Raw genomic sequence first — 24,334 nt, 5'->3', positions numbered from 1 at the left:
CAACACCCAATCAACAACAGTGAAAGTAGAGGAAACCTCGATGAGATCGATGTGGCTTGGTCTTGTGTCGGCAGTGCTGCTGGCGACGTCACCGGTGCAGGCGCAGGACGCCTATCCATCCAAGCAGGTGACGGTGATCGTTCCCTTCGCCGCCGGCGGCACCGCCGACATCTTCGCGCGCATGGTCTCGAACCATCTGCAGGTCAAGCTCGGCAAGCCGTTCGTGGTCGAGAATGTCGGCGGCGCCGGCTCGATCCTTGGCGTGACGCGGCTGGCGAAGTCGGCGCCTGACGGCATCACGCTCGGCCTTGCCAGCACCTCCGCGCTTGCGATCAACCCGTCGCTCTATGGGCCGAAGCTGAGCTACCAGCCGGACAAGGATCTGGTGCCGGTCGCCCAGATCAGCGTTGTGCCCAACGTGCTCGTGGTGAACCCCAACAAGATCAAGGCCCGCACCGTGCCGGAGCTGATCGCCTATCTGAAGGCCAACCCGGACAAGGTCTCGTTCGGCTCCGCCGGCGTCGGCACCTCGCAGCATCTGGCGGGCGAACTGTTTCAGCAGATGACCAGCACCAAGATGGTGCATGTGCCCTACAAGGGGTCGAGCCAGATGCTGACGGACCTGCTCAGCGGCCAGATCGATCTCGCTTTCGACAACGTGCCGCTGCTGCTGCCGCAGGTGAAGACCGGCCAGCTCGCGATGCTGGCGACGGCGACGCCGAAGCGGGCCGACTTCGATCCGCAGGTCCCGGCGGTGGCCGAATTCCTGCCGGGCTTCGAGGCCGTGGCTTGGCACGGCTTCTTCGTGCCCGCGGGCACGCCGAAGCCGATCGTCGAAAAGCTCTCGGCCGAGATTCGCGCCTTCATGCAGCAGCCGGAGACGGTGCAGAAGATGGCCGAACTCGGCGCCTCCGCGGTGGCGGTGGATTCGAAGCCGTTCGCGGCCTACATCGCCTCCGAGACCGCGCGCTGGAAGAAGGTGATCGAGGCCGCGAACATCAAGCTGGAGTAGTGGCGAGGGCGTTCACCCCAAGGCTTTGGCTGTCGCGCTTTGATCAGTGGATCGCAGCGCTTGCCAGCCCAGATGCGAGCGGGTAGAACGCTGCCACGCCTGAGCCGTGATTTGCGCCAAACGCGCTTCCGGCCACAGTCGGACAAATCAGTAAGGCATTGAATTTGTTCGACTATTCCGTTGGGGAATGGTGTAACGGTAGCACAACAGACTCTGACTCTGTTTGTCTTGGTTCGAATCCAGGTTCCCCAGCCAGTTCCGGGCGCTTTCTGAACACTGATTTGTCGGCACTCGCGACGGTTTGCCTCAGCGGAATTGGCGTCTTCGACGTCGGGCCGCCACGCGCCCGGTCGTCCTTGGGACACACACACAACCCAAGGAGATCAGGAATGCCCTATGTCGATGGTTTCGTGCTGGCCGTGCCGAAGGACAAGATCGAGGCCTACAAGGCCCTGGCGCGAACGGCCTGTGCGGTCTGGATGGAGCATGGCGCGCTCGACTATGTCGAATGCATTGGTGACGACGTTCCCTATGGCGAGTTGACCTCGTTTCCGCGCGCGGTGATGGCGACGGAGGAGGAGGTCGTGGTGTTCGCCTGGATCGTCTATCGCGACCGGGAGACGCGCGATGCCGTCAACAAGAAGGTGATGGCGGACCCGCGGCTCAAGCACGGCGACATGCCGTTCGACGGCAAGCGCATGATCTATGGCGGCTTCACGACGCTGCTGCAGGCGAGCGACGTGGCGGGCTGAATGCACGCTTCGTAGGGTGGATTAGCGCAGCGTAATCCACCATCTTCGTCTCCGCGGAAACCAAGGAGGTGGGTTACGCGAACTGCGCTTCGCGCAGTCGCACAGCTAACCCACCCTACGGTTGTTGGTTTGGGTCGTTTTGATCGCGCTAATCGACGCCAGATTGAGCGCTGTTCGTGCCCTTCCGTTATCCCTGCCTGCCCATGCAGCATCGTCGCAGGCCGTTTCACCTTGCCGGTAGCCAGTCGGCATGCCATCCTCCCGCAGCCAGGCATAATCAAACGGAGGCGGGGCGTTTCGCCCAAGCTCTCCAAAAAATCTTGGTTGGGGAAACCCTTGGGAGGTCTGATTTCATGACATTGAAGCAGGTCACGGGGCTGCTTTGCGCGGCCGCAATGTCCCTTGCGCTCGTCTCGGGTGCAACGGCGCAGGACAAGGTCGTCAAGATCGGCGCGATCCTGCCGATGTCCGGCGGCACGGCCTCGATCGGCGCGCACGCCAAGGCGGCGCTCGAGGTCGCCATGGACATCATCAACAACGCCCATCCGGAACTCGGCGGTCTTCCGCTGGCGAAGAATGCCGGCCTTGCCGGCCTCGGCGGCGCCAAGGTCGAGGTGGTGTTCGCCGACAACCAGGGCAGCCCGGCGACGGGGCAGAACCAGGCGCTGCGGCTGATCACGGAAGAGAAGGTCGCCGCGATCCTCGGCGCCTATCAGTCCGGCATCACCCTGACCTCGAGCGCGATCGCCGAGAAATACGGCGTCCCGTTCCTCACCCCGGAATCGGTTGCCGCCAATCTCACCGAGCGCGGCTTCAAATGGTTCTTCCGCACCACGCCGATCGCGCCGGATTTCGTCCGCATCTACGACGAATTCCTCACCGACATGAAGGCGGCCGGCGCCAAGACCGACAGCATCGCGCTGGTCCATGACAACACCGAATACGGCACCTCGGTCGCGAGCACGATCGCCTCCGGGTTCAAGGCGAAGGAGCGCAACGGGGTCATCGACATCGCCTATGCCGTCAACGCCACCGACGTGCAGGCCCAGGTGCTTCAGCTCAAGGAGAAGAAGCCCGATGTCGTGCTGATGATCAGCTACACTTCGGACGCGATCCTGTTCGCCAAGACCATGCAGTCGCTCGACTACAAGCCGCCGCTGCTGCTCGCGGACGATGCCGGCTATTCCGATCCGTCCTTCATCAAGGCGGTCGGCAAGCTCTCGCAAGGCGTCTTCAACCGCTCGTCCTGGGCGGTGGGTCCGCCCGGATCGCCGTCCGCCATCATCGCCGACATGTACAAGAAGAAGAGCGGCGAGGAGATGGACGACACCGTCGGCCGCCAGATGCAGGGCTTCTTCGTGCTGGTCGACGCGATCGACCGTGCCGGCTCGACCGATCCGGCCAAGATCCAGGCCGCGCTGAAGGCGACCGACCTCAAGCCGGAGCAGCTCATCATGGGCTACAAGGGCGTGAAGTTCGATGACAAGGGCCAGAACATCCTGGCCTCGGCCTACATCATCCAGCTTCAGGACGGCGAGAACTACGTCTCGGTGTGGCCGAAAGCCAATGCCCAGAAGGCGCCGATGCTGCCCTACAAGGGCTGGTGATCATGCGAAGGCGGGACCTTAAGTCCCGCCTTTTTCACAAGGCCTGGTAGAGCAGCGCAGCTCATGTCCTTCGTTCTCGTGCAGGTGATCGTCGGCGGCCTTCTGCTTGGCGCCGTCTATGCCCTGTTCTCCTCGGGCCTCACGCTGGTGTGGGGCATGATGAACATCGTCAATTTCGCGCATGGCGACTTCGTCATGCTCGGCATGTACGTCGCCTATGTCGTCTATACCCTGATGGGAGGAGGGCCGCTGCTCGGCGCCCCGCTGGCGACGCTGGTGCTCGCCACGCTCGGCATCGTGGTCTATTTCGGCCTGATCCGCGACATCATGAAAGGGCCGATGCTGGCGCAGATACTCGGCACCTTCGGCCTCGCGCTGCTGCTGCGCTATTCCGTGTTCTGGTGGTTCGGCGCCAACTTCCTGTCGATGCCGCCGAACATCGTGGGCGGCACCTATGCCTTTGCCGGCCTGCGCATCGAGGCCTCGCGGCTGCTCGCGGGCGTCGTCGCGCTCCTGGTGACGCTCGGCCTGCATCTGTTGCTGACCCGCACCTCGCTCGGCTCGAAAATGCTGGCGGTGGCGGAGGATCAGACCGCGGCCCAGCTGATGGGCATCCGGCCCGACACCATGCAGGCGATCGCCTGGGCGATCGCGGCCGGCGCCACTGGGCTGGCCGGCGCGCTGATCGCGAACTTCTTCTACATCGTGCCGACCGTCGGCGAGACGCTCGGCATCGTCGCCTTCGTCACGGTCTCGCTCGGCGGTTTTGGCAGCGTGCCGGGTGCTCTCGTTGCCGGCCTGTTGATCGGCGTGATCGAATCTCTGTCCGGATATCTCATCGGCGCGATCTACAAGGACATCATCGTCTATGTCCTGTTCCTGTTCTTCCTCTGGTTCCGGCCGCAGGGCCTGATGGGGAAGATGTGATGCGGCGCTGGATCTGGCTCTCGGTCGTCGCAGCCTTTGCGATCGCCTATCCGCTGCTGCTGTCCTCGCCGTTCCAGCAGCGCCTCGGCGCGCTGGTGCTGCTCTATGCGATTGCAGCCTCGGCCTGGAACATCGTCGGCGGCTATGCCGGGCAGGTCTCGGTCGGCCACGTCGTGTTCTTCGGCTGCGGTGCCTATGCCGCGATGGGTGCTTACGCCAAATTCGGCCTGTCGCCGCTGTTCGGCATTCCCGGCGGCATCGTGCTGGCGGTCGGGCTCGCCGCGATCGTCGGCGTGCCGACGTTGCGGCTGTCAGGCCATTATTTCAGCATGGCGACGATCGCGGTCGCCGAAACGATGCGGCTGATCGTGACCAACACCGAATGGCTTGGCGCGGCCGTCGGTCTCTCCGGTCCGACGGTCCCACGCAACATCTTCGATCTCTCGTTCCTGTCGGCGCTGCCGTATTACTATCTCTTCCTCGCCGTTCTCGCTGTCACGCTTGCGATCACCTGGTGGATGACCAACAGCCGGATGGGATTTTACCTGCGGGCGATCAAGGATTCCGAGCGCGCCGCGTGCTCGCTCGGCGCGCCCGCGAGCCGCACGAAACTCTACGCCTACATGCTGAGCGCGGCACTGACCAGCGTCGCCGGCGCACTCTATGCGATGATGTTCGGCTTCGTCGATCCCGAGTCCGGGCTCGGGATCCTGATCTCGGTGAAGATCCTGATCATGGCCGCGCTGGGCGGGGCAGGGCTGCTGTTCGGACCGCTGGTGGGCGCTGCGATCCTGGTGCCGCTGGAGGAGATCTCCAACAGCTGGCTTGGCGGCAAGGGCGCCGGGCTCACCTTCGTGGTCTACGGTGCGATCATCGTGCTGATCGCGCGCTTCCAGCCGGGCGGCCTGCTCAGCCTGCTCACCCGGCGCGGCAAGCCCAAGACTGACACGTCGAAGACCGACACGGGAGCAAGCCATGCTCCTTGAAGCGCGCGGCATCACCAAGGCGTTCGGCAGCTTCAAGGCGGTGGACGACGCCTCCGTGACGCTGGAGCAGGGCGACATCCTCGGCCTGATCGGCCCGAACGGCGCGGGAAAGTCGACCTTCTTCAACTGCCTCACCGGCGACCTCAAGACCACCTCCGGCCGCGTGTTGTTCGAGGGGAGCGACATCACCGACGTCGCGCCGGAGCGGCGCGCCGCCCTCGGGCTCGCCCGCACCTTCCAGGTGCCGCAGACCTTCGAGGGCATGACGGTGCTGGAGAACGTCATGATCGGCGCCTTCCTGCGCACCCCGCATCGCAAGGAGGCCGAGACCAGCGCACGCGCGGTGCTGGAGCGCGTCGGCATGAGCCGCCTTGCGGAGGCGCCGGCGCGCTCGCTCGGCACGCCCGGCCGCAAGCGGCTGGAGATCGCACGGGCGCTGGCGACCGAGCCTAAGGTGCTGCTGCTCGACGAGGCCATGGCCGGTCTCAACGCGCATGAGGTGAGGCTCGCCATCGATCTCGTCCGCGACATCCACCGCTCCGGCATCACGCTCGTCATCGTCGAGCACATCATGGAAGTGATCATGTCGCTCGCGAGCCGCGTGATGGTGTTTCACCAGGGCAAGGAGATCGCGCGCGGCAGCCCACGCGAGGTCACCTCCAATCCGGCCGTGATCGAAGCCTATCTCGGAAAACGCGCCGCGAAGGCCGCGGCCGGCCACACACCGGTCGAGCTGATGGGCGGGCCGGACCTATGAGCGGGGCGCTTCTCAGGATCGAGCATCTCGAAGTGCGCTATGGCGACCTCATCGGCATCTCCGACGTGTCGCTGGAGGTGCCGGAGGGCAGCGTCGTCGCGCTGCTCGGCTCCAATGGCGGCGGCAAGACCACGACGCTGAACGCGATCGCCGGCCTCATCCCCGTGCATGCCGGCTCGATCAGCTTTCGCGGCGAGGAGATCGCGGGACAGAAGGCCTTTGCGATCGTGCGCAAGGGCCTTGCGCTGTCGCCGGAGGGCTGGCGCCTGTTCGTCCAGCAGAGCGTCGAGAACAACCTGATGTTAGGTGCGACGCCGCTGCACGACAAGTCGCGTCAGACGACGCTGCTCGAACGCGTCTACGAGGTCTTCCCGCGCCTGAAGGAGCGCCGCAACCAGCGCGCCGGCACCATGTCGGGCGGCGAGCGGCAGATGCTCGCGGTCGGCCGCGCGCTGATGAGCGATCCGAAGCTGCTGATGCTGGACGAGCCGTCGCTCGGCCTCGCGCCGGCCGTCGTCGAGTCCATGTACGAGACCTTCGGCCGCCTGCATCGCGAGGGCCTGACCATCCTGCTCGCCGAGCAGTCGATCGAGCTCGCGCTGGAAGTCTCCGACTTTGCGACGGTGCTTCAGGTCGGCAAGAGCGTGCTCTCGGGCACCGCGGCAGCGCTCGCCAAGGACCCGCAGGTGCAGAAGGCCTATCTCGGCGTGGACTGATGGAATCGCGCAACGCGCAAATGGCGGGGTAGTAACGAAAGACCTTCGTTACTTGATCTTGTCGTAGGCCGCCGCGAAATCGCCGAGCGGCATCGGGATCGCGATCGTCTCCTTGGCCATGTTCTGGAACGAGACCTTCAGCTGCTTGCCCGACCGCAACGCTGCGAGCAGGTCCGCTGCGATCGGTGTCGAGGCGTAGCAGCCGCGGTTCTCGCAGGTCTGGATCTGGAGATCGGCCGTCTTGCCCTCGTCGACCTGGAGCTTGGCGCCGACGGGAAGGTTGAGGCCGAGCGGCAATTGCAGCAGCGCGATGGGCGTGCGGGTGTCGGGCGCGATGCGGATGTTGATCAGGACGACGGTCTGGCCGGTCTTGGTCAGCACCGCGTTCTGCTCCATCGCGCATTCGAGTGGTGCCTCGCGACTGGCGCTGGTGCAGCGGACGATCCAGCCGGGCTGTCCGGGAGCACCTTCAGCCTGCGGCTGCGTCGGGGCGGGCGTGGGCTGCGCCGCGGGAGCAGCATTCTTCTTGGCGCCCTGCTGGGCATGCGCGGCGCCCGTCGACAACAGGAGGGCAGCGGCGAGGGCGACAAGTCTTGATTGCATGGGCATGGCGAAACCGCGTTGGCGTGAACCGGGGGTCTCGCTGTAGCGTCGCGGGAGCCGCGGCGCAAGCTTACTCGGCGGCTTGCTTGACGCTGCCGTGCTCGTGCGTCTCGTGCCCTTCGCCGTCACCCGTACGGCCCCAGCCCGAGAACCAGTTGTTGAGCTCATCGAGATAGAGATAGACGACGGGCGTCGTGAACAGCGTCAGCGCCTGGCTGACGATCAGGCCGCCGACCATGGCGTAGCCGAGCGGCTGGCGGATCTCCGCGCCGGTGCCGTGGCCGAGCATCAAGGGCACGCCGCCGAGCAGGGCTGCCATCGTCGTCATCATGATCGGACGGAAGCGCAACAGCGCGGCCTGGCGGATCGATTCCTCCGGCGTCTTGTGCTCGTCGCGTTCGGCGGCAATCGCGAAGTCGACCATCATGATGCCGTTCTTCTTCACGATGCCGATCAACAGGATGATGCCGATCAGCGCGATCAGGCTGAAGTCGAAGCCGGCCGCCATCAGGATCGCGAGCGCGCCGACGCCGGCCGAGGGCAGGGTCGACAGAATCGTGATCGGATGGATGTAGCTCTCGTAGAGAATGCCGAGGATCAGGTACACCACGACCAGCGCCGCGAGGATCAGGAGCGGCACGGTGCCGAGCGACTGCTGGAACGCCTGCGCGGTGCCCTGGAAGCTCGAGTTCAGCGTCGGCGGTGCGCCGAGCTCGGCCATCGCCTTTTGCACGGCCTCGGTTGCCTGGCCGAGCGCGACGCCCTGCGCGAGGTTGAAGCTGATCGTGATCGCCGGGAACTGGCCCTGGTGGCTGATCGAGAGCGGGCGGACCGGATCGGTGGTCCAGGTCGCAAAGGTCGACAGCGGCACCTGGTCGCCGGTCAGCGGCGATTTCAGATAGAGCTTGTTCAGGCTGTCGAGATTGCCCTGCAGCTCCGGCAGGATCTCGAGGATCACCTTGTAGGTGTTGAGCTGGGTGAAATACTGCGTGACCTGCCGCTGTCCGAAGGCGTCATAGAGCGTGTCGTCGATCAGCTGCGGCTGGATGCCGTAGCGCGAGGCGGTGTCGCGGTTGATCTTGAGCTGGACCGTGGTGCCCTGGGTCTGCTGGTCGGTGGCGACGTCACGCAGCTCCGGCAGCGTCTGCATCTTGGCCAGGATCTTCGGCGCCCAGTCGTTGAGCTCGGCGAGATCGGCATCCTGCAAGGTGAACTCGAACTGCGTGCGCGTCGGCCGGCCGCCGAGCCGGACGTCCTGGGCCGCCTGCATGTAGAGGCGGGCGCCGGACACCTTCTCGAGCTTGGGACGCAGCCGCGCGATGATCTGCTGCGCCGAGGCCTCGCGCTCGTTGCGCGGCTTCAGCGTGATGAACATGTTGCCGTTGTTGCCGGCGCGGCCGCTGCCGCCGATGTTCATCGCGATCGTGGCGACGTCGGGGTCTTCCATCACGATCTTGCCGAGCTCGACCTGGCGGCGCTGCATCTCCTTGAACGAGATGTCCTGCGAGGCTTCCGAGGTCGCGGTGATCAGGCCGACGTCCTGCTGCGGGAAGAAGCCCTTCGGGATCAGGACGAACAGGTAGATCGACAGGCCGAGCGTGGCGAAGAAGATCGCGAGCGTGGTGCGCCGCCAGGCCAAGGCATGATCCAGCACATATTCGTAGCCGCGCAGCATCGCATCGAAGGCGCGCTCGCTCCATTGATAGAAGCGGCCGTGCTGCACCTCGCCATGGGCGCGCAGGAAGCGCGAGGCCATCATCGGCGTCAGGGTCAGCGACACGAACATCGAGACGAAGATGGTCATCGCCAGCACGACGGCGAATTCGCGGAACAGGCGCCCGATGATGCCGCCCATCAGCAGCAGCGGGATCAGCACCGCGACCAGCGAGATGCTGATCGAGACGATGGTGAAGCCGATTTCCTTGGAACCGCGGAAGGCCGCCGCCATCGGCGATTCGCCTTCCTCGATATAGCGGGTGATGTTCTCCAGCATCACGATGGCGTCGTCGACGACGAATCCGACCGCGATCGTGAGCGCCATCAGTGACAGGTTGTCGAGGGAATAGCCGACGACCCACATCAAGGCGCACGCGCCCAGGAGCGCCAGCGGAACCGTGACGGTGGGGATGACGGTGGCCCAGAAGCTGCGCAGGAAGATGAAGATGACCATGACCACGAGGGCGATGGTCAGCAGCAGGGTGAACTGCACGTCCTCGACCGCGGCACGGATCGTCGTGGTGCGGTCGCTGATGAGCTCGATCTTGATCGCCGGCGGGATCGCCGCCACGAGGCGGGGCAGGGTCGCCTTGATCCTGTCGACGGTCTCGATGACGTTGGCGCCGGGTTGCTTGAAGATCACCAGGAACACGCCGCGCTTGCCGTTGGCCCAGGCCGCCTGCTTGGCGTCTTCGGCGCCGCTGACCGCCTGGCCGATGTCGCGGATGCGCAACGGGCCGCCGTTGCGGTAGGCGATGATGACGTCGTTCCAGTCCTTGGACTGGGTGAGCTGGTCGTTGGCGTAGATGGTGTAGGCGCGTTTCTCGCCGTCGATGTTGCCCTTCGGACTGTCGACCGTGGTGATCGCGATCTGGCTGCGCACGTCCTCCATCGACAGGCCCTTGGCGACGAGCTTCGCCGGGTCGACCTGGATGCGGATGGAGGGTTTCTGCTGGCCGCCGATGAACACCTGCGCAACGCCGGAGAGCTGGCTGATCTGCTGGGCGAGCTGGGCGTCGACCGCGTCGCTGACGGTGGTGAGGGGCAGTGTCTCCGACGTCGCCGACAGCAGCAGGATCGGCGCGTCGGCCGGGTTGACCTTACGGTAGGTCGGCGGCGAGGGCAGGTTCTTCGGCAACTGGCCGCTGGCGGCGTTGATGGCGCCCTGCACGTCGTTGGCGGCGCCGTCGATGCTGCGGTTGAGGTCGAACTGGATGGTGATCGATGCCGTGCCCAGATAGCTCGTCGAGGTCATCTGGGCGATGCCCGGGATCTGGGCGAACTGGCGCTCCAGCGGCTGGGCCACCGACGAGGCCATCGTCTCGGGGCTGCCGCCCGGCAAATTGGCGGTGATCTGGATGGTCGGGAAGTCCACCTGCGGCAGCGGCGCGACCGGCAGCAGCGGATAGGCGACGAGACCGACGAAGAGGATGCCGGCCATCAGCAGCGAGGTGCCGATGGGATAACGGATGAAAGGTGCCGAAATCCCGCCCTCGGTCATTCCCGTCGTACCTTGTTCTGTCCCGGATCCGAACTTGCCATCGCCGTCGAGACGAGGCTTCCGGGCTGCACCTTGAATTGACCGCCAGTGATCACCTGCTGCCCGGGCGTGAGCCCTTCGTCGACGACCGAATGGCCGTCGATGGAGTAGCTGACCTTGATCTTGTGCACTTCGGCCTTGTTGTCCTGATTGACGGTGTACGCGTAGAGGCCGTTGGTCGAATGCTGGACCGCGTCATCCGGAACCACGGTCGCATCCTTCAGCGTCCGCACCAGAAGGCGCGTCGACACCGACTGTCCCGGCCACAACGCGTGGTCCTTGTTGTCGAACACCGCCTTGAGCCGAATAGTCCCGCTGGTGGTGTCGACCTGGTTGTTGATGACCGCGAGCTTGCCCTCGGCCAGCGTCTTCTTGCCGTCGGTGGTGAACGCGATCACCTTGAGCGCGCCGGCCTTCTGGCCTTCGCTGATGTAGGGAAGCTGGTCTTCCGGCGCGGTGAAGATCACCGAGATCGGCTCGACCTGCGTGATCGTGACGATGCCGGTCTGTGTCGAGGCGTTGACGATGTTGCCGACATCGACCTGGCGCAGGCCGGCGACGCCGGTGATCGGCGCCTTGACCTGGGTGTAGTCCAGCTGGGTCTGGGCGTTGGCGATTGCGGCCTCGTCGGCGGCGATCTGGGCGGTGAGCTGGGCGACGGTGGAACGCTGGGTGTCGACCCGCTGTGCGGTGGCGAATTCGCCGAGCTTCATGGCGCGCTGGAGCTCGAGATTGGCATTAGCCAGATTCGCCTCGTCCTGCGCCTTCTTGGCCTTGGCCTGGTCGAGCGTGGCTTGATAGGGGCGGGGGTCGATCGAGGCCAGAAGCTCGCCCTCCTTGGCGATCTGGCCTTCGGTGAAGGCGATCTTGTCGATCTGGCCGTCCACCCGGGTGCGGACCTGGACGGTGTTGAAGCCCTGAACCGTGCCGAGACCGGTCAGATAGACCGGGAAGTCGACCTTCTGGACCGGCGCCACGCTCACGGGAATGGAGGGCGCGCGGGGCGGACCTTTCTGCGCTGTCTGGGATTTTCCGGCGTCCGGCGAGCCGTATTTCTGCCAACCATAGTAACCCGCGGAGGCCACGGCCGCGAGGATCAGAATCCAGAGGATCGGCCGTGTTTTTTTCATGTCGGCTCGTGTCGGCTCTTGTGCCCTAGCTTACGAATTTTGGGGCAATCATTGGGTTCCAGGGCGCTTGTATAATACACGCCAAGTTCCAGTGTAAACAGCACTATCCGGTGAGAAATCTAAACAATTGGAAAGCTTTGCACCGTCTAGGCAACTCACTGGCGCGCCGGTGTGCAGTGCTGCATTTTCCCACTGCGGGCGATCAGCGAGTAAGAATAAGGCAATGCTCGCGGGGGATGCGGCGGGACCGGCACAGCACCCCCGTCAGGCCGTGCGGATGCACATGATGCAAGAACGGTTCTAAATCGCGCTGGTCGCGTTTCGGTTGTCAGGAAAATCGGCATCGTCCATATCGGCGCCGCCACGATGGGAGCGCAGGATGGACGAGTTGAACGGCAAGCTGATCGCGTGCCAGATTCTGATCACGGGATTGATTGCGCGCGTTGCCAACGAGCAGCGCGATCCCTTGCGCTTCCTCACGGACTTCCGCGACGAGATCAAGGCCGTGGTCAATGGCGTCAACATCGCCGGCATGGACAACACCGATCGCGTGCGTGCCGTCGCGCAGAAGACTGTCGACGAATTGTTCTCGCTGATGAAGCCGCCGAGCAGCGATTGATGCTGTGAGCATCGCCGCCGATTTGGCGGTATTTTTCGCGAGCGTTTTAGAACGAGTCCAATATATCTTTAGAACCGTTTCAAACTTCAGTTTAGAATCGTTTTGATCTGGACTTATTCAAAGGTTCTCGCGGCCTGCCCGCATTGACCCACTATTTTGCCGCCGATACCAACAGCCCGATCGCTCGTCGAAGTGAGTGAGCGAACATGAAGATGGGGCGTGTTGTAATGGGGCAGGTGGTCGCACCGAAGTCGTTGCGTTCGGTCGCAGCATTCGATCCGGTGGATGAAAAGTCTTCGGGTATTTCCGGCAAGAAGGTCTCGGCCGTCGCGAGCTTGATCGCCGTGGCATCGGTCTCGAGCGGCGCAGAGGCGCAGCAGTCGAACCTGCCGCCGGTGACGGTCGATGCTCCGGTGCAGCGGCCGCGCCCGACGGCGTCGAAGCCCACGCCGGATCAGGTTCGCGCGCGCAACGCGCTTCGCCGCGCCGCGCAGCGCCAGCAGGCGGCGCAGACGGCTGCTCCCGCCGCACCGGCCGGCGAGGTGGACCGCAATCCTTATTCCGATCCGGCCGCGCCCTACAAGGTCGACCACGTCCAGGCTTCGGGCAAGTTTCCCGAGCCGATGCTGAACACGCCGAAGACCATCACGGTGCTCAGCAAGGAAGTGCTCCAGGACAAGAATGCCACGACGCTGAAGGAGATCGGGCGATCGACCGCCGGTGTGACGCTCGGCTCGGGTGAAGGTGGCAACGCGTTCGGCGACCGCTTCTTCATCCGCGGCTTCGACGCGCGCAACGACGTCTTCATCGACGGCATTCGCGATCCCGCGGTCTCCATCCGCGAGAACTTCTTCACCGAGCAGATCGAGATCCTGCGCGGCCCGGCATCCTCCTATGCGGGCCGCGGCACCGCCGGCGGCGCCATCAACATCGTCACCAAGCAGGCCGGCGATCGCAACTTCCAGCGCATGGATACCGAGTTCGGCACCGACCGGACCAAGCGCGTCACGATCGACGTCAACCAGGTGGTCGATCCGACCTTCTCGGTGCGCACCGGCGGCCTGTTCCAGGATGCCAATGTCGCAGGCCGCGATTACGTGACCGACAATCGCTGGGGCACCTTCCTCTCGACGAAGTACACCCCGACCAACGACATCAAGATCACGACGAACTACGTCCACACCGACCTCAGCGGCCTGCCGGATTTCGGCGTGCCTTATTACAAGCAGGGCAACGTGCCGGTGACGTCGGCGGGCATTCCGCGCGGCAACTGGTACGGATTCCTCAACCGCGACTTCCAGACTGCGCGGCAGGATTTCGGCACCGGCACGATCGAGTACAAGGTCAACGAGGCCATCACCCTGACCAGCAAGGTGCGCGGCGAGCACTCACTCTTGAACTATATCGGTACGCTGCCGCAGAACCCGAATACGATCAGCGGCAATCCGATGGCTTGGACCACGACGGCGAGCGCGCAGAGCCGCTACCAGAACGTGGACGTGTGGGCCAACCAGAACGAGGCCACGTTCAAGCTCGACACCGGCGGGGTCAAGCACACCGCGGTGTTCGGCGTCGAATATACCAACGAGAATATCTCGATCGACCGCTATGCGGGTCTCGCGTCGGAGCTGGCCGGCAACGCTTTCACGAGCACTGGCGCCGTTACGGGGGTCAATCTCTACTCCCCGCAATACACTAACATCCCCTTCGGCACGCCCTCGCTGGTTGGAAACCCGACGCGCTATGGCGTCAACACCAGCAGCGTCTATGTGATGGACACCGCGAACTGGCAGGACACCATCATTCTGAATGGCGGCGTCCGCTATGACGGCTACAGCCAGAGCTCGTCCACGAACTCGGCCTGGCTCAAGCAGAACAACGATCTCGTCAATTACAACGTCGGCGCGGTCTACAAGCCGATGTCGATCGGCAGCGTCTATGTGGCCTATGCGACCTCGGCCAATCCGTTCGGGTCGGAGCTCGATGCGACCGGCACCGATTACGGTGGCATTCCGGCAAACACGGCCATCCTGCTGGGGCCCGAGCGCAACAAGGCCGCCGAAATCGGCACCAAATGGGAGCTGGCGGATCGTCACCTGCTGGTCAGCGCAGCGCTGTTCCAGACCACGAAAGACAACGCGCGAGAGACCGTCAACAACCTGCTCACTTCGGGCGCGGCCTACAGGATCCAGGGCATCGACATCGAGGCCGAGGGCAAGATCACCGATCGCTGGAGCATCTTCGGCGGCCTGGTGCTGATGCAGTCGAAGGTCACGCAAAGCGGCATCGCCTCCAACATCGGCCTGCAGCTTGCCAACGTCGCCCATCAGTCGTTCAGCATGCTGAGCAAGTACAAGTTCGACGACGGCTGGGAGATCGGCGGGCAGGCGGTGTACCGCTCGAAGGTCTATGGCGGCACGTTCGCGGCCAACACCGGCAACGAGCTGCCGAGCTACTGGCGCTTCGACGCCTTCGTCGAGAAGAAGATCGACAAGAACTGGAGCATGAGGTTCTACGCGCAGAACCTCACCAACAAGCTGTACTACGACACGCTCTATCGCAGCGCGGTGCCGTTCGTGGCCGTCGCGCCGGGACGGGCGTTCTATCTGACCACGACAGCGAAGTTCTGATCATGTTGACGTGCCTGCCTGGCATCCTGAGCAAAGATGATGTGGCGGATTTCCGCCGCATCATGGATGCCAGCGCGTGGGAAGACGGCCGCTCCACCGCGGGCTCGCAGTCGGCCATGGTGAAGCGCAACGAGCAATTGCCGCCGGACAGCGAGGTCGCGCGTAAGCTCGGCAACCGCATCATCTCGGCACTGACGTCGAACCCGCGCTTCATCGCGGCGGCGATCCCGCTCCAGATCTTCCCGCCGCTGTTCAACCGCTACGCGGCCGACAGCGGCCACCATTTCGGCCTGCATGTCGACAACGCGATCCGCGGCGACCGTCTGACCGGCCTTCGCATCCGCACAGACCTGTCGGTGACGCTGTTCCTGGCCGAGCCGGAGGAATACGACGGTGGCGAACTTGTGATCGAGGACACCTACGGTTCGCACGAAGTCAAGTTGCCAGCCGGCGACTGCGTGCTCTATCCCTCGACCAGCCTCCATCTCGTCACGCCGGTGACGAGGGGAACGCGGGTTGCGTCTTTCTTCTGGCTTCAGAGCATGATACGGGACGATCAAGCCCGGAGCATGATCTTTGACCTCGACACCGCGATACAGGCGCTGGTGGAACGGCTCGGGCGTGACGATCCCGAAACGGTCAAATTGACGGGTATCTATCACAACCTCATTCGCTACTGGGCCGAAGTATGAAGACCATGACCTTCCAAGCCAGCCTTGCCGCAGCCGTCCTTCTGGCGGCCGCCTGGCTCGCATCGCCTGTTTCTGCCCAGACACAAACCCAGCCGGCTGCGCCGGCAGCGGCCCAGTCGAAGGCTCAGCCGGCCGCGCCCGCTCCGGCGGCAGCACCGTCGGCAACGGCGCCTGCGGCTGCGCCCGTCACCGCGCCCGTGGCGGTGCCTGCGGCTCCCTCGGCCGCCACGGCTCCGTCGGCCACCACGGCTCCCACGGCCGCCGCACCGACGGCGGCGAAGTCCGACGTTGTATCCGCTACCCCGGCCATGAAGGAATTGTCGCCCTGGGTGATGTTCATGTCGGCGGACGTCATCGTGAAGGCGGTGATGATCGGGCTCGCCTTTGCATCGCTCATGACCTGGACGGTCCTGATCGCGAAGTCGATCGAGCTGTCGGTCGCCTCGGCCAAGCTTCGTTCGGCGCTGAAGAAAGTCGCGGAGGCGCGCTCGCTCGCCGAAGCCCAGATGGCGCTCGGCTCCAAGGAGGGCATCCTGCCGTCGTTCCTGGCGGCGGCGCTGCGCGAGGCGCGGATGTCGGCCGGCCTGTCCAGCGATGCCGGCATCAAGGAGCGCGCAGCCTCGAGCTTCCAGGAGATCGTGCGCGCGGAGGCGCGGCGCATCCGCATCGGCATGGGCGTGCTCGCGACCATCGGCTCCACGTCGCCCTTCGTCGGCCTGTTCGGCACGGTCTGGGGCATCATGAACAGCTTCATCGGCATCTCGAAGTCGCAGACGACCAACCTCGCCGTGGTCGCGCCCGGCATCGCCGAGGCGCTGCTCGCCACCGCGATCGGCCTCGTCGCCGCCATTCCCGCCGTCATCATCTACAATCACTTCTCGCGCGTGACGAAGGGCTATCTCGAACTGGTCAGCCGTGCCTCGGGCGCGGCGGGGCGGCTGCTCTCGCGCGATCTCGACCGTAGCCACGGCAGCGTGCATTCGCGCGCAGCGGAGTGAACCATGGCCGTCTCGCTCGCAGGCAATGATGACGAGGACGATTTCTCGGAAACGCATGACATCAACGTCACGCCGTTCATCGACGTCATTCTGGTGCTGCTGATCATCTTCATGGTCGCAGCGCCGCTCTCCACGGTCGATCTGCCGATCGACCTGCCGACCTCGAGCGCGACGCCGCAGAAGAAGCCGGACAAGCCGACCTATCTCAGCATCAAGCGCGATCTGACGCTGGCGATCGGAGAGGACTCCGTGCACCGGGCCGAGCTGATCATGACCCTCGACTCCATGTCCGACATGAGCAAGGACAAGTACCTCTTCCTGCGCGCGGATCGCTCCGTGCCCTATGGTGAGCTGATGGGCGTCATGGAGCTGTTGCGCTCCGGCGGCTACACGCGGGTGAAGCTGGTTGCGCTGGAAGGTCCGGCCGGGCAGGCGGGACCGGCAGCCGCGGGCACGGCGCAACCATAGGGATTGCCATGTCCGACCCCGAGCACGAACCCAGATCATCCCGGAAGCTGTGGATCTTGGCCGCGATCGCGGCGGTCGCGCTCCATGTGGGTGGCGCTGCGCTCGCGCTCGCAAACCTGCAGGCCGATGACGGTGACGAAGGGCTGGGGGCGGCGGGAGCGGAGTTCGCGGTCGAGATGACGTCGCCGCCGGCGCGAGAGACCGATATGCCGCCCGGGCCGACGGACGCCGACGAGCAGGAAGAGCGCCCGGCGCTGCCTGAGCAAAAGGCCGAGGTCAAGGAAACGGATCTTCCCCAGGACCGGCCGCAAGAGGTCGAGGAGGCCGACCGGATCGTCACCGAGAACAAGCCGAAGAAGGAGCAGGACGACGATCCGAAGCTGGCCGCGGTCGAAACCCCGGCCATGGAAGCATCGCAGAAGTCGGTCGCGATGGAGCGGCAAACCTTCGAGGACGCCGCGCGCGAGGCCGAGAAGGCCATGGCGCCGGTGCTCGGCATCGGCAAGGACCTCCTGAAGCTGACGGCCGACTGGAACCGGAAGATCAGCGCGCATCTTTCGGCGCACAAGGTCAATCCGGAGGGCAAGGAGCCCAGTAACCAGACGGCAAAGGTGAGCTTCGCGCTCAACCGGCGCGGCAACGTGCTGTCGGTCGACGTCGTGCAGTCGTCCGGGGATCCCGCCTACGATGCGGCTGCGATCTCCATGGTCCACAAATCCGACCCGTTCCCGACGCCGCCGGCCGCGCTGACCGAGGACCGGTTCGAGCGCACCGTCGAGATCATGTTCAAGCCGCCGGACGAGAAGAAAAAGAAGAAGTCGGCTCAGCGCCAGTAAAACCGGATCCCGACATAGACCACCACCAGGCAGGCGAAGATCAGCGCCACGGGGAGCGGTCGTTTCTGGGTTCCAGCGGCCGTGCCAGCCCCAAAAAGGTTGGTCGTTTTCGGTTTCGGTGCCGGGCGCCGGAAGGCGGTAACATTGTCCGCGGCCGGCTCGGCCTGGCGGGGGCGGACATCGGGCGGAGTTCCGCCGCCACCCATTTCGGCATAGTAGGCCTTGTAGATCGCGGCGATGGTGGCCTCGGTGGCCTCGCCCTCGCTCATCCGGGCCAGCAGATTCTTGTAGCTGCTGAGGAACTCCTGGGCCTCCGCAGGCAGCGCGGACGCCCCGTTGAGTTTGGCCATCATCTTCCAGGTGGCGAAATCGGCGCGGGCACGGGTGTCCGCGCGTCGCGCGATCAGCATATCGGCAGCTTTGACCAAGTCGGCCTCTGGCCCTTCGGCTCGTATTCGGGTGTTCTGTTCAACTACGCATTGCCGGTCAGGAAGAGAACAGCCTGAATCACATAACCGGTCAACGTTCGCAGTATTGCTGAAATAACATCAAGATTTAGACCGAACTGCGAGCCCGCGAGCGGCAGCAGGATCAACAGGCCGATCAGGATCAGCATACCGAACGGCTCGAGCCGGGCCAGCGGCAAAGCGAGCGGTCGTGGCAGCAGCCCGACCGCGACGCGGCCGCCGTCGAGCGGCGGGATCGGCATCATGTTGAAGACGGCCAGGATCGCGTTGATGACCAGCGCATTCTTGAGATTGTCGAAGATCCATTGCGCCGACCCTGCCGGCGCCAAGGGCAGCGCGTGAAGGGCGAGAGCCGCCGCGAGCGCCAGCAGGATATTGGTCGCGGGCCCGGCCAGCGCCACCCAGACCATGTCGAGCCTGGGGTTGTTGAGCTTGCGGAAATTCACCGGCACCGGCTTGGCATAGCCGAACAGGAACGGCGAATGCGCGAACAGCAGCATCGCCGGCAGGATCAGGGTGCCGAAGGGATCGATGTGCCTGACAGGATTGAAGCTGACGCGGCCGAGCTGCCAGGCCGTATTGTCGCCGAGACGGTAGGCGACGAAGGCGTGCGCGGCCTCGTGGAAGGTGATGGCCAGGACCAGCGGCAGCACCCACACCGAAAGATCATAAAGGGAAATGTTCACGGCTCGTCTATCCCGGTTTGCTCGCGGCCTTGCAGCCGTCCCAGCCAAACCCGGTCGTGCAGCAACGCTTCAGCTCAACATAGGGTGGCCGGTTCCGGAATGCCACGCTGCAGATGATCCGCCAGCAGGGCCGCCGGACGCGACAGCTTGCGCGCGCAATGGAGGCGGATGTCCGCGGCCGGCAGCGGCGGCAGGCCGTCGCGCTCCGACAGGACGCGCAGGCGGGGCGGCAGGGTGCCGGCTTTCACGACGGTGATCGCAAGACCCTGGGCTGCGATCGCCTCAACCGCTGCAAGCGTCCGGCTGACAAAGACGAGGCGCCAGGGCCGGCCGGCGGCATCGAGGGCGTCCGCAGCCCATTGCCGGAACAGGCAGCCGTGTGGGTAGAGCGCGATGGGCAGCGCGTCGTGCGGTGCCCCGACTGAATATGATGCGGCCGCGGCCCACACCGCCTGCTCGCGTCGCAGCAGCTCGCCGTCGCCGCGTCCCTCCGGGTGCATGGCGATGACGAGGTCATAGGCCTCGCCGAGCCGGGCCGGCATCGTCGCGGTCAGCCCGGTCTCGATCTCGACCCGGATCTCCGGATGGCTTTTGGCGAATTGCGCCAGCAATGGCGGAATGACGATCGTGCCGTAGTCGTCCATCACGCCGAGGCGGACCACGGCTTCGTGCTTGCGCGCGCGGAGCGCATCGACGGCCTCTGCATTGAGGTCGAGCAGCCGCTTCGCATAGACCAGGAGTTCGTCGCCTGCTGCGGTCAGTGCAACGCCGGCGCTGGTGCGTTGAAACAGTTTTGCGCCGAGCCGTTCTTCCAGGCGCCTGATCTGGACGCTGACCGCCGATTGGGTCCGGTTGAGCGCCGCGGCGGCGCGCGTGAAGGAGCGATGCTCGGCGACGGCGGCGAAGGCCTTCAGCAGATCAGGATCGAGAACGGGTGCGGTCATGACGAAAACTTATCCTGGCATGACGGAAATTCCATTCCCTGTTTGGGCGCGCCTCCTATGCTGCTTTCTAGGCATCAACGGGAGCAAGCGTGGGCGAGATTCTTGGCGTTCTGGCCGCCGTGCTGTCGAGCGCGCTGGGCGGGACTTCGATCGGCGCGACGCGCTACCTCGTCGGCAGCATCGATCCGCTGGCGATCGGCTCGTTCCGGTTCGGCATCGGCTTCCTCCTGCTGTTGCCTCTCACGCTGCTGCGCGGCGATCGCTGGCCGGAGCGGGGCGACTGGGCCGCCGCCATCGCGCTCGGTATCCTGTTCTTTGCGCTGTTCCCGATCCTGTTCAACGCGTCGCTGATCTTCACGACCGCCGCGCGCGGCGCGCTCGCTCTGTCGACGCTTCCTCTGTTGTCGCTCGTGATCGGCGCCGCGCTCGGCGCTGAAGCCCTGACCTGGCGCAAGTCGATCGGTGTCGTGATCGCGACCTTTGGCGTGGCGGTGGCGCTGCTCTCCGACCTGACTTCGGCACCATCAGGCGCCTGGCGCGGCGATCTCCTGATGATGGCGGCGGCGCTGTGCATGGCGCTCTACGGCATCTGGTCGAAGCCGCTGATCCGGCGCTCCGGCCCAATCGCGTTCACGACCATGAGCATGGCGGCGGGCGCGATCTGCCTGATCCCGCTCTCCTGTGTCCGCGGCAGCTTTGCACCGGTCGCCGGCTTCGGCATGCCGCAATGGCTGGCGGCTGCTTATCTCGGTGCCTTCGGCGCAGCGCTGACCTTCTATCTCTGGGCCTTCGCGCTGGAGCGTACGACACCGACGCGCGTCGCGATCTCGGTGACGGTCAATCCGATCACGGCCTCGCTGGTCGGGGCCTGGCTGCTGAACGAACCGCTGCGCTGGAATCTGGCGGCCGGCATCGTCGCGGTGTTCGCCGGAATCTGGATCGCGACGACGACGGGACGGCGCGCTCAGGCGGCGAGGGCGCCTGTGTCAGGCCAGGCCTGACATCAGGCCGGAATCGTTCCCTGATATTGCGTCAGACCGTCATCGAGCTTCAGCCACGCCAGCTTTTCCGAGACCCAGATGTGCTCGGTCGGCGTAAAGGCGTTGCGGTCGTCGAAGGTCGTGAGTGAAACGCCCGCCAGCGTGCCGTTGCGCCGCCAGGCGAACAGCCGCGTGCCGCAGCGCTTGCAGAATACGCGGTCAATGTTCTCGGACGACGCATAGCGTTCGGTCTCGCCCTGGACCGTCAGCGCGCGCTGGTCGAACTGCGCACGGGCGAAATAGGGCGAGCCCATCGCCTTCTGACAGATGCGGCAATGGCAGATGCGGACGTTGAGCGGCTCGCCCTCCGCCTTGAACCGCACCGCGCCGCACAGGCATCCACCTTCCCGGATCATGGCTCAGGCCACCCGCCATTCGCCGACCTGGCGCGCCATGTTCCAGTTGAGATTGTCGAGATCGCCATCCATGTCGGAATTCCTGCGTCTGGTGTTGGTGAAGGCGGCCCAGCAGAAGCCGCCATGGGTCCTGACCGCAATGGTGCTCGTGCCCGGCAGGCTGCCATTGTGCCACCAATTGCCTGACTTGTTGACGCAAAAACCCTTGGCGTAGTCCGGGCTGTAGCTGGGCGCGGTGGTCATGACCTCGATGGTGCGCGGCCGCAGGATGTTCGCCGGCCTCGTGTAGCCGTCGACATGCATCAGGAATTGCACGAGGTCCGCCGGCGTCGCGATCCAGCCGCCATGGGAATCCATCCGCCGGACGTTCATGATGTAGGGATTTTCGCCCTGGCCGTAATAGACGACTTCACCGGCCTGGCGCTGCTCGCGGGTGTTGCCGGCAATCGTCATGTCGGTGACGCCGCAGCGCGCCAGGACGTCGGTGCGGACGTGCTCGGCATAGGGCTGGCCGGTGAGCTTCTCGATCACGCGGCCGAGCACGCAATAGCCGAAATTGGAATAGGCGTAGCGCTGGCTCGGCGGCCGCTCGAGCGGCCGGTTGGCGAGCGTCCAGGCGATCAGCTCGGCATGATCCATCCGCGGATGGCTGAACATGGGATCGCGGTTGTCGTTGCTCCAGCCGCCGGCGGTGTGGGTCAGGAGATGCTCGAGCGTGATCTCGTCGATGCCGGCAGAGTAGGGCGGCTGTCCATAATCGATGCCGAGCAGCGCGCCCGGACCGAACACGCGATCCGTCAGTTTGAGACGGTTCTGCTCGATCAGGCGGAATATCGTGACCGAGGTTATCATCTTGCTGACGCTGGCGATCCGGAACAGATGCCGCGGCGTCACGGCCTCGTTCCGCTCGATGTCGGCAACACCGAAGGCGTCCTCATGGACAACAGCGCCGGCATAACCGATCGCAACGGACAGTGCCGGCACGCCGTACCTGTCCATGAAGCTGTGCGCGAGCCGTGCCATGGCGCCGCGCTCGGCCGGCGAGGGAGGGCGGATGCTCGGCGGGTTGGGCGCGAGTTGCGCCAGTGTCGTCGATGACAGCAGCGGCAGCGCGCCTGCGCCCGCTGCGAGCTTCACGAAATCCCGACGACCGAATTGCATGATCCGCCCCCTCGGGCGGCCATGCCTCAGTAGGTCGCCCGTCCGCCGGAAATATCAAACACCGCGCCGGTGGAGAAGGCACAATCTTCGGATGCGAGCCAGCTCACCATCGCGGCGAGCTCTTCGACCAGCACGAAGCGCGCCTTCGGGATTTTCGACAGCATGAAGTCGATATGCTGCTGCGTCATCTGGTCGAAGATCGCGGTCTTCGCGGCCGCCGGGGTCACTGCGTTCACGAGAATGTCGTGCGCGGCGAGCTCCTTGCCGAGCGACTTCGTCAGTGCGATCAGGCCGGCCTTCGAGGCCGAATAATGCGATGCGTTGGGATTGCCTTCCTTGCCGGCGATCGAGGCGATGTTCACGATCCGCCCGTATTTCTGCTTGAGCATTTCAGGCACGATCGCCTTGCAGACGATGAAGGGGCCGTCGAGGTTGATGCGCAGAACCTTGCGCCATTCCTCGAGATCGGTCTCCCAGACCGGCTTGTTGACGCCGGCGATGCCGGCATTGTTGACGAGGATGTCGATCTTGCCGAACGCCTTGAGCGTTGCGTCGCGCGCCTCTTCGACGCCTGCGGTATCGGTGACGTCGACCTTGAAGACTTGTGTTTCGCCGCCAACTTCCTTGGCGGTCTTCTCAGCCAGGCCTGAGTCAAAATCCCAGATCGCGACCTTCGCACCTGATGCAACGAAGCGCTCGGTGATGGCGCGGCCAAAGCCCTGCGCGCCGCCGGTGACGATGGCGACGCGGCCATTGAGGTCGATCTTGTTCATCGCGAAACCCTCCCTATCCCTCATGGTGTGGAGCGCGCACTTGGCGCGCGTCTCGAACCATGGAGCCCGTGGCCCATCCCCCAAGACGGCACTTGCGTGCCTCTTGGGGATGAGGAGTTGATCAGAGCATGTAGCCGCCGTCGACGACGAGGTCGACGCCGGTGGTGAAGGCGCTCTCGTCGCTGCCGAGATAGACCGCCATGGACGCGATCTCCTCGGCGGTGCCGAGCCGGCCCATCTTCTGGCGGGAGATGAACATCTCCTTGCCCTGCGGGCCCTGCGCTGCGGCGCGGTCGAGCATCGAAGGCGTCTCGACGGTGCCGGGGCAGATCGAGTTGCAGCGAATGCCCTTGGTGATGAAGTCGAGCGCGACCGCGCGCGACAGCAGCGACACCGCCGCCTTCGACGAGCTGTAGACGTATCGGTTGGCCGGCGGCCTCAAGGCCGCGCAGGACGAGATGTTGACGATGCTGCCGCCGCCGCCCGCAATCATGTCGGGCAGGAAGGCCTTGATGGTCCGGTGCATCGACTTGACGTTGAGGTCGAACGAGAAATCGAAATCCTCTTCCGAGCATTCGAGGATGGTGCCGTGATGCACGAAGCCGGCGGCGTTGAGCAGGATGTCGATCTTGCCGATGCGCTTGGCAAAGGCGTTGACGTCGGCGGTGTTGCGGACGTCGAGCTTTGCGACCTCGGCGATGCCTTCCTTGGTCAGGCCAGCGATGCCGGCCTCGTTGATGTCGGTGGCGATGACGGTTGCGCCTTCACGCGCGAATGCGATGGCGCAAGCGCGCCCGATGCCTGCTGCCGCAGCCGTGACGACGGCGCGCTTACCCTTGAGGCGATCTGCCATTTTCTTGTTCTCCTCACCTTGAATTCGATTGTCAGTGCCGTAGCCCGGATGAGCGCGCAAGCGCG

Annotated in this window: 24 protein-coding genes and 1 tRNA gene; 15 read left to right on the top strand and 10 right to left on the bottom strand. The window is 64.8% G+C overall.

Translation table 11 applies throughout. The features are described 5' to 3' along the window. The first annotated feature begins 40 nt into the window (after window positions 1–40). The 8 genes from XH79_RS00600 (at window position 41) to XH79_RS00565 (ending at window position 6,757) form a co-directional block, all read left to right on the top strand. Entirely contained in the window at window positions 41–1,012 is a 972-nt protein-coding gene (locus XH79_RS00600; RefSeq protein ID WP_271580262.1) for a Bug family tripartite tricarboxylate transporter substrate binding protein, read from the top strand. A gap of 181 nt (window positions 1,013–1,193) precedes the next feature. Continuing rightward, window positions 1,194–1,267 (top strand) — tRNA-Gln (locus tag XH79_RS00595). A 134-nt stretch (window positions 1,268–1,401) separates the two neighbouring features. Then, window positions 1,402–1,764: a DUF1428 domain-containing protein gene (locus tag XH79_RS00590; RefSeq protein WP_271580261.1), complete on the top strand. Its 363-nt coding sequence runs from the start codon at window positions 1,402–1,404 to the stop codon at window positions 1,762–1,764. A 353-nt stretch (window positions 1,765–2,117) separates the two neighbouring features. Next, complete coding sequence (locus XH79_RS00585; RefSeq protein ID WP_271580260.1) at window positions 2,118–3,371, top strand: ABC transporter substrate-binding protein; 1,254 nt, start codon at window positions 2,118–2,120, stop codon at window positions 3,369–3,371. Window positions 3,372–3,434: 63 nt separating this feature from the next. Further along, window positions 3,435–4,298 (top strand): branched-chain amino acid ABC transporter permease, encoded by an 864-nt coding sequence (locus tag XH79_RS00580; RefSeq protein ID WP_271580259.1) that lies wholly within the window; start codon window positions 3,435–3,437, stop codon window positions 4,296–4,298. Next, on the top strand, window positions 4,298–5,284 hold the full coding sequence (locus tag XH79_RS00575) for a branched-chain amino acid ABC transporter permease (protein WP_271580258.1): 987 nt from the start codon (window positions 4,298–4,300) through the stop codon (window positions 5,282–5,284). Before XH79_RS00580 ends, XH79_RS00575 begins: the two co-directional genes overlap by 1 nt. Continuing rightward, window positions 5,274–6,041 carry an ABC transporter ATP-binding protein gene (locus XH79_RS00570; RefSeq protein WP_271580257.1) on the top strand — a complete coding sequence of 256 codons (768 nt, stop codon included), beginning with the start codon at window positions 5,274–5,276 and terminating at the stop codon, window positions 6,039–6,041. The genes XH79_RS00575 and XH79_RS00570 overlap by 11 nt, the downstream gene beginning before the upstream one ends. Next, complete coding sequence (locus XH79_RS00565) at window positions 6,038–6,757, top strand: ABC transporter ATP-binding protein (protein WP_271580256.1); 720 nt, start codon at window positions 6,038–6,040, stop codon at window positions 6,755–6,757. Before XH79_RS00570 ends, XH79_RS00565 begins: the two co-directional genes overlap by 4 nt. A gap of 48 nt (window positions 6,758–6,805) precedes the next feature. Here XH79_RS00565 and XH79_RS00560 read toward each other — a convergent pair whose 3' ends face one another. From XH79_RS00560 to XH79_RS00550, 3 genes are all read right to left on the bottom strand, one after another. After that, a complete protein-coding gene (locus XH79_RS00560) occupies window positions 6,806–7,366 on the bottom strand; it encodes an invasion associated locus B family protein (RefSeq protein ID WP_212337626.1) in 561 nt (186 codons plus the stop codon). 64 nt (window positions 7,367–7,430) lie between these two features. Next, window positions 7,431–10,577 carry a multidrug efflux RND transporter permease subunit gene (locus XH79_RS00555; protein WP_212337624.1) on the bottom strand — a complete coding sequence of 1,049 codons (3,147 nt, stop codon included), beginning with the start codon at window positions 10,575–10,577 and terminating at the stop codon, window positions 7,431–7,433. Continuing rightward, window positions 10,574–11,746, bottom strand: a complete 1,173-nt coding sequence (locus XH79_RS00550) for an efflux RND transporter periplasmic adaptor subunit (RefSeq protein ID WP_271580255.1) — start codon at window positions 11,744–11,746, stop codon at window positions 10,574–10,576. The genes XH79_RS00555 and XH79_RS00550 overlap by 4 nt, the downstream gene beginning before the upstream one ends. 379 nt (window positions 11,747–12,125) lie before the next feature. Here XH79_RS00550 and XH79_RS00545 point away from each other — a divergent pair, with 379 nt between their 5' ends. The 6 genes from XH79_RS00545 to XH79_RS00520 all read left to right on the top strand — a co-directional run bounded on the left by XH79_RS00545 (window position 12,126) and on the right by XH79_RS00520 (window position 17,989). After that, on the top strand, window positions 12,126–12,365 hold the full coding sequence (locus XH79_RS00545) for a hypothetical protein (RefSeq protein WP_025035676.1): 240 nt from the start codon (window positions 12,126–12,128) through the stop codon (window positions 12,363–12,365). Between the two features lie 227 nt (window positions 12,366–12,592). Next, window positions 12,593–14,995: a TonB-dependent receptor gene (locus XH79_RS00540; RefSeq protein WP_271580712.1), complete on the top strand. Its 2,403-nt coding sequence runs from the start codon at window positions 12,593–12,595 to the stop codon at window positions 14,993–14,995. Between the two features lie 2 nt (window positions 14,996–14,997). Beyond that, the gene (locus XH79_RS00535; protein WP_212337620.1) at window positions 14,998–15,687 is read left to right on the top strand and encodes a Fe2+-dependent dioxygenase; all 690 of its coding nucleotides are present in this window, start codon (window positions 14,998–15,000) and stop codon (window positions 15,685–15,687) included. Beyond that, window positions 15,684–16,685, top strand: a complete 1,002-nt coding sequence (gene exbB, locus XH79_RS00530; protein ID WP_271580254.1) for a tonB-system energizer ExbB — start codon at window positions 15,684–15,686, stop codon at window positions 16,683–16,685. Before XH79_RS00535 ends, exbB begins: the two co-directional genes overlap by 4 nt. Window positions 16,686–16,688: 3 nt before the next feature. Next, window positions 16,689–17,153 carry a TonB system transport protein ExbD gene (exbD, locus tag XH79_RS00525; protein WP_271580253.1) on the top strand — a complete coding sequence of 155 codons (465 nt, stop codon included), beginning with the start codon at window positions 16,689–16,691 and terminating at the stop codon, window positions 17,151–17,153. 8 nt (window positions 17,154–17,161) lie between these two features. Next, entirely contained in the window at window positions 17,162–17,989 is an 828-nt protein-coding gene (locus XH79_RS00520; protein ID WP_212337615.1) for an energy transducer TonB, read from the top strand. On the opposite strand, the gene XH79_RS00515 is transcribed toward XH79_RS00520, so the two are convergent. The 3 genes from XH79_RS00515 to XH79_RS00505 all read right to left on the bottom strand — a co-directional run bounded on the left by XH79_RS00515 (window position 17,977) and on the right by XH79_RS00505 (window position 20,086). Beyond that, the gene (locus XH79_RS00515; protein WP_271580711.1) at window positions 17,977–18,399 is read right to left on the bottom strand and encodes a hypothetical protein; all 423 of its coding nucleotides are present in this window, start codon (window positions 18,397–18,399) and stop codon (window positions 17,977–17,979) included. The genes XH79_RS00520 and XH79_RS00515 overlap by 13 nt on opposite strands. Before the next feature lie 62 nt (window positions 18,400–18,461). After that, a complete protein-coding gene (locus XH79_RS00510; protein WP_212337613.1) occupies window positions 18,462–19,142 on the bottom strand; it encodes a site-2 protease family protein in 681 nt (226 codons plus the stop codon). Window positions 19,143–19,216: 74 nt separating this feature from the next. Then, window positions 19,217–20,086 (bottom strand): LysR family transcriptional regulator, encoded by an 870-nt coding sequence (locus XH79_RS00505; RefSeq protein ID WP_212337611.1) that lies wholly within the window; start codon window positions 20,084–20,086, stop codon window positions 19,217–19,219. An 89-nt stretch (window positions 20,087–20,175) separates the two neighbouring features. Here XH79_RS00505 and XH79_RS00500 point away from each other — a divergent pair, with 89 nt between their 5' ends. After that, on the top strand, window positions 20,176–21,087 hold the full coding sequence (locus tag XH79_RS00500) for a DMT family transporter (protein WP_271580252.1): 912 nt from the start codon (window positions 20,176–20,178) through the stop codon (window positions 21,085–21,087). Between the two features lie 2 nt (window positions 21,088–21,089). Here XH79_RS00500 and XH79_RS00495 read toward each other — a convergent pair whose 3' ends face one another. The 4 genes from XH79_RS00495 to XH79_RS00480 form a co-directional block, all read right to left on the bottom strand. Further along, on the bottom strand, window positions 21,090–21,482 hold the full coding sequence (locus tag XH79_RS00495) for a GFA family protein (RefSeq protein ID WP_271580251.1): 393 nt from the start codon (window positions 21,480–21,482) through the stop codon (window positions 21,090–21,092). Window positions 21,483–21,485: 3 nt separating this feature from the next. Next, window positions 21,486–22,643: a serine hydrolase domain-containing protein gene (locus XH79_RS00490; protein WP_271580250.1), complete on the bottom strand. Its 1,158-nt coding sequence runs from the start codon at window positions 22,641–22,643 to the stop codon at window positions 21,486–21,488. Between the two features lie 26 nt (window positions 22,644–22,669). After that, on the bottom strand, window positions 22,670–23,416 hold the full coding sequence (locus tag XH79_RS00485) for an SDR family NAD(P)-dependent oxidoreductase (RefSeq protein ID WP_271580249.1): 747 nt from the start codon (window positions 23,414–23,416) through the stop codon (window positions 22,670–22,672). A 121-nt stretch (window positions 23,417–23,537) separates the two neighbouring features. Further along, entirely contained in the window at window positions 23,538–24,269 is a 732-nt protein-coding gene (locus XH79_RS00480) for an SDR family oxidoreductase (RefSeq protein WP_027557394.1), read from the bottom strand. Between the last annotated feature and the right edge of the window lie 65 nt (window positions 24,270–24,334).

The organism is Bradyrhizobium sp. CCBAU 45389 (assembly GCF_028128625.1).
Lineage (GTDB): Bacteria > Pseudomonadota > Alphaproteobacteria > Rhizobiales > Xanthobacteraceae > Bradyrhizobium > Bradyrhizobium liaoningense_B.
Note: the sequence above shows the minus strand (reverse complement) of the source record. Positions and strands in the feature narration are given on the sequence as shown.

What these genes read in the sequence shown, in the direction of transcription:
- XH79_RS00505 (WP_212337611.1), bottom strand. Translation starts at nt 20,086, where the DNA reads ATGACCGCACCCGTTCTCGATCCTGATCTGCTGAAGGCCTTCGCCGCC.
- XH79_RS00540 (WP_271580712.1), top strand. Translation starts at nt 12,593, where the DNA reads ATGGGGCAGGTGGTCGCACCGAAGTCGTTGCGTTCGGTCGCAGCATTC.
- XH79_RS00565 (WP_271580256.1), top strand. Translation starts at nt 6,038, where the DNA reads ATGAGCGGGGCGCTTCTCAGGATCGAGCATCTCGAAGTGCGCTATGGC.
- XH79_RS00575 (WP_271580258.1), top strand. Translation starts at nt 4,298, where the DNA reads ATGCGGCGCTGGATCTGGCTCTCGGTCGTCGCAGCCTTTGCGATCGCC.
- XH79_RS00520 (WP_212337615.1), top strand. Translation starts at nt 17,162, where the DNA reads ATGTCCGACCCCGAGCACGAACCCAGATCATCCCGGAAGCTGTGGATC.
- XH79_RS00580 (WP_271580259.1), top strand. Translation starts at nt 3,435, where the DNA reads ATGTCCTTCGTTCTCGTGCAGGTGATCGTCGGCGGCCTTCTGCTTGGC.
- XH79_RS00545 (WP_025035676.1), top strand. Translation starts at nt 12,126, where the DNA reads ATGGACGAGTTGAACGGCAAGCTGATCGCGTGCCAGATTCTGATCACG.
- XH79_RS00515 (WP_271580711.1), bottom strand. Translation starts at nt 18,399, where the DNA reads ATGCTGATCGCGCGACGCGCGGACACCCGTGCCCGCGCCGATTTCGCC.
- exbB (WP_271580254.1), top strand. Translation starts at nt 15,684, where the DNA reads ATGAAGACCATGACCTTCCAAGCCAGCCTTGCCGCAGCCGTCCTTCTG.
- XH79_RS00600 (WP_271580262.1), top strand. Translation starts at nt 41, where the DNA reads ATGAGATCGATGTGGCTTGGTCTTGTGTCGGCAGTGCTGCTGGCGACG.
- XH79_RS00585 (WP_271580260.1), top strand. Translation starts at nt 2,118, where the DNA reads ATGACATTGAAGCAGGTCACGGGGCTGCTTTGCGCGGCCGCAATGTCC.
- XH79_RS00560 (WP_212337626.1), bottom strand. Translation starts at nt 7,366, where the DNA reads ATGCCCATGCAATCAAGACTTGTCGCCCTCGCCGCTGCCCTCCTGTTG.
- XH79_RS00490 (WP_271580250.1), bottom strand. Translation starts at nt 22,643, where the DNA reads ATGCAATTCGGTCGTCGGGATTTCGTGAAGCTCGCAGCGGGCGCAGGC.
- XH79_RS00550 (WP_271580255.1), bottom strand. Translation starts at nt 11,746, where the DNA reads ATGAAAAAAACACGGCCGATCCTCTGGATTCTGATCCTCGCGGCCGTG.
- XH79_RS00480 (WP_027557394.1), bottom strand. Translation starts at nt 24,269, where the DNA reads ATGGCAGATCGCCTCAAGGGTAAGCGCGCCGTCGTCACGGCTGCGGCA.
- XH79_RS00535 (WP_212337620.1), top strand. Translation starts at nt 14,998, where the DNA reads ATGTTGACGTGCCTGCCTGGCATCCTGAGCAAAGATGATGTGGCGGAT.
- XH79_RS00555 (WP_212337624.1), bottom strand. Translation starts at nt 10,577, where the DNA reads ATGACCGAGGGCGGGATTTCGGCACCTTTCATCCGTTATCCCATCGGC.
- exbD (WP_271580253.1), top strand. Translation starts at nt 16,689, where the DNA reads ATGGCCGTCTCGCTCGCAGGCAATGATGACGAGGACGATTTCTCGGAA.
- XH79_RS00485 (WP_271580249.1), bottom strand. Translation starts at nt 23,416, where the DNA reads ATGAACAAGATCGACCTCAATGGCCGCGTCGCCATCGTCACCGGCGGC.
- XH79_RS00590 (WP_271580261.1), top strand. Translation starts at nt 1,402, where the DNA reads ATGCCCTATGTCGATGGTTTCGTGCTGGCCGTGCCGAAGGACAAGATC.
- XH79_RS00570 (WP_271580257.1), top strand. Translation starts at nt 5,274, where the DNA reads ATGCTCCTTGAAGCGCGCGGCATCACCAAGGCGTTCGGCAGCTTCAAG.
- XH79_RS00495 (WP_271580251.1), bottom strand. Translation starts at nt 21,482, where the DNA reads ATGATCCGGGAAGGTGGATGCCTGTGCGGCGCGGTGCGGTTCAAGGCG.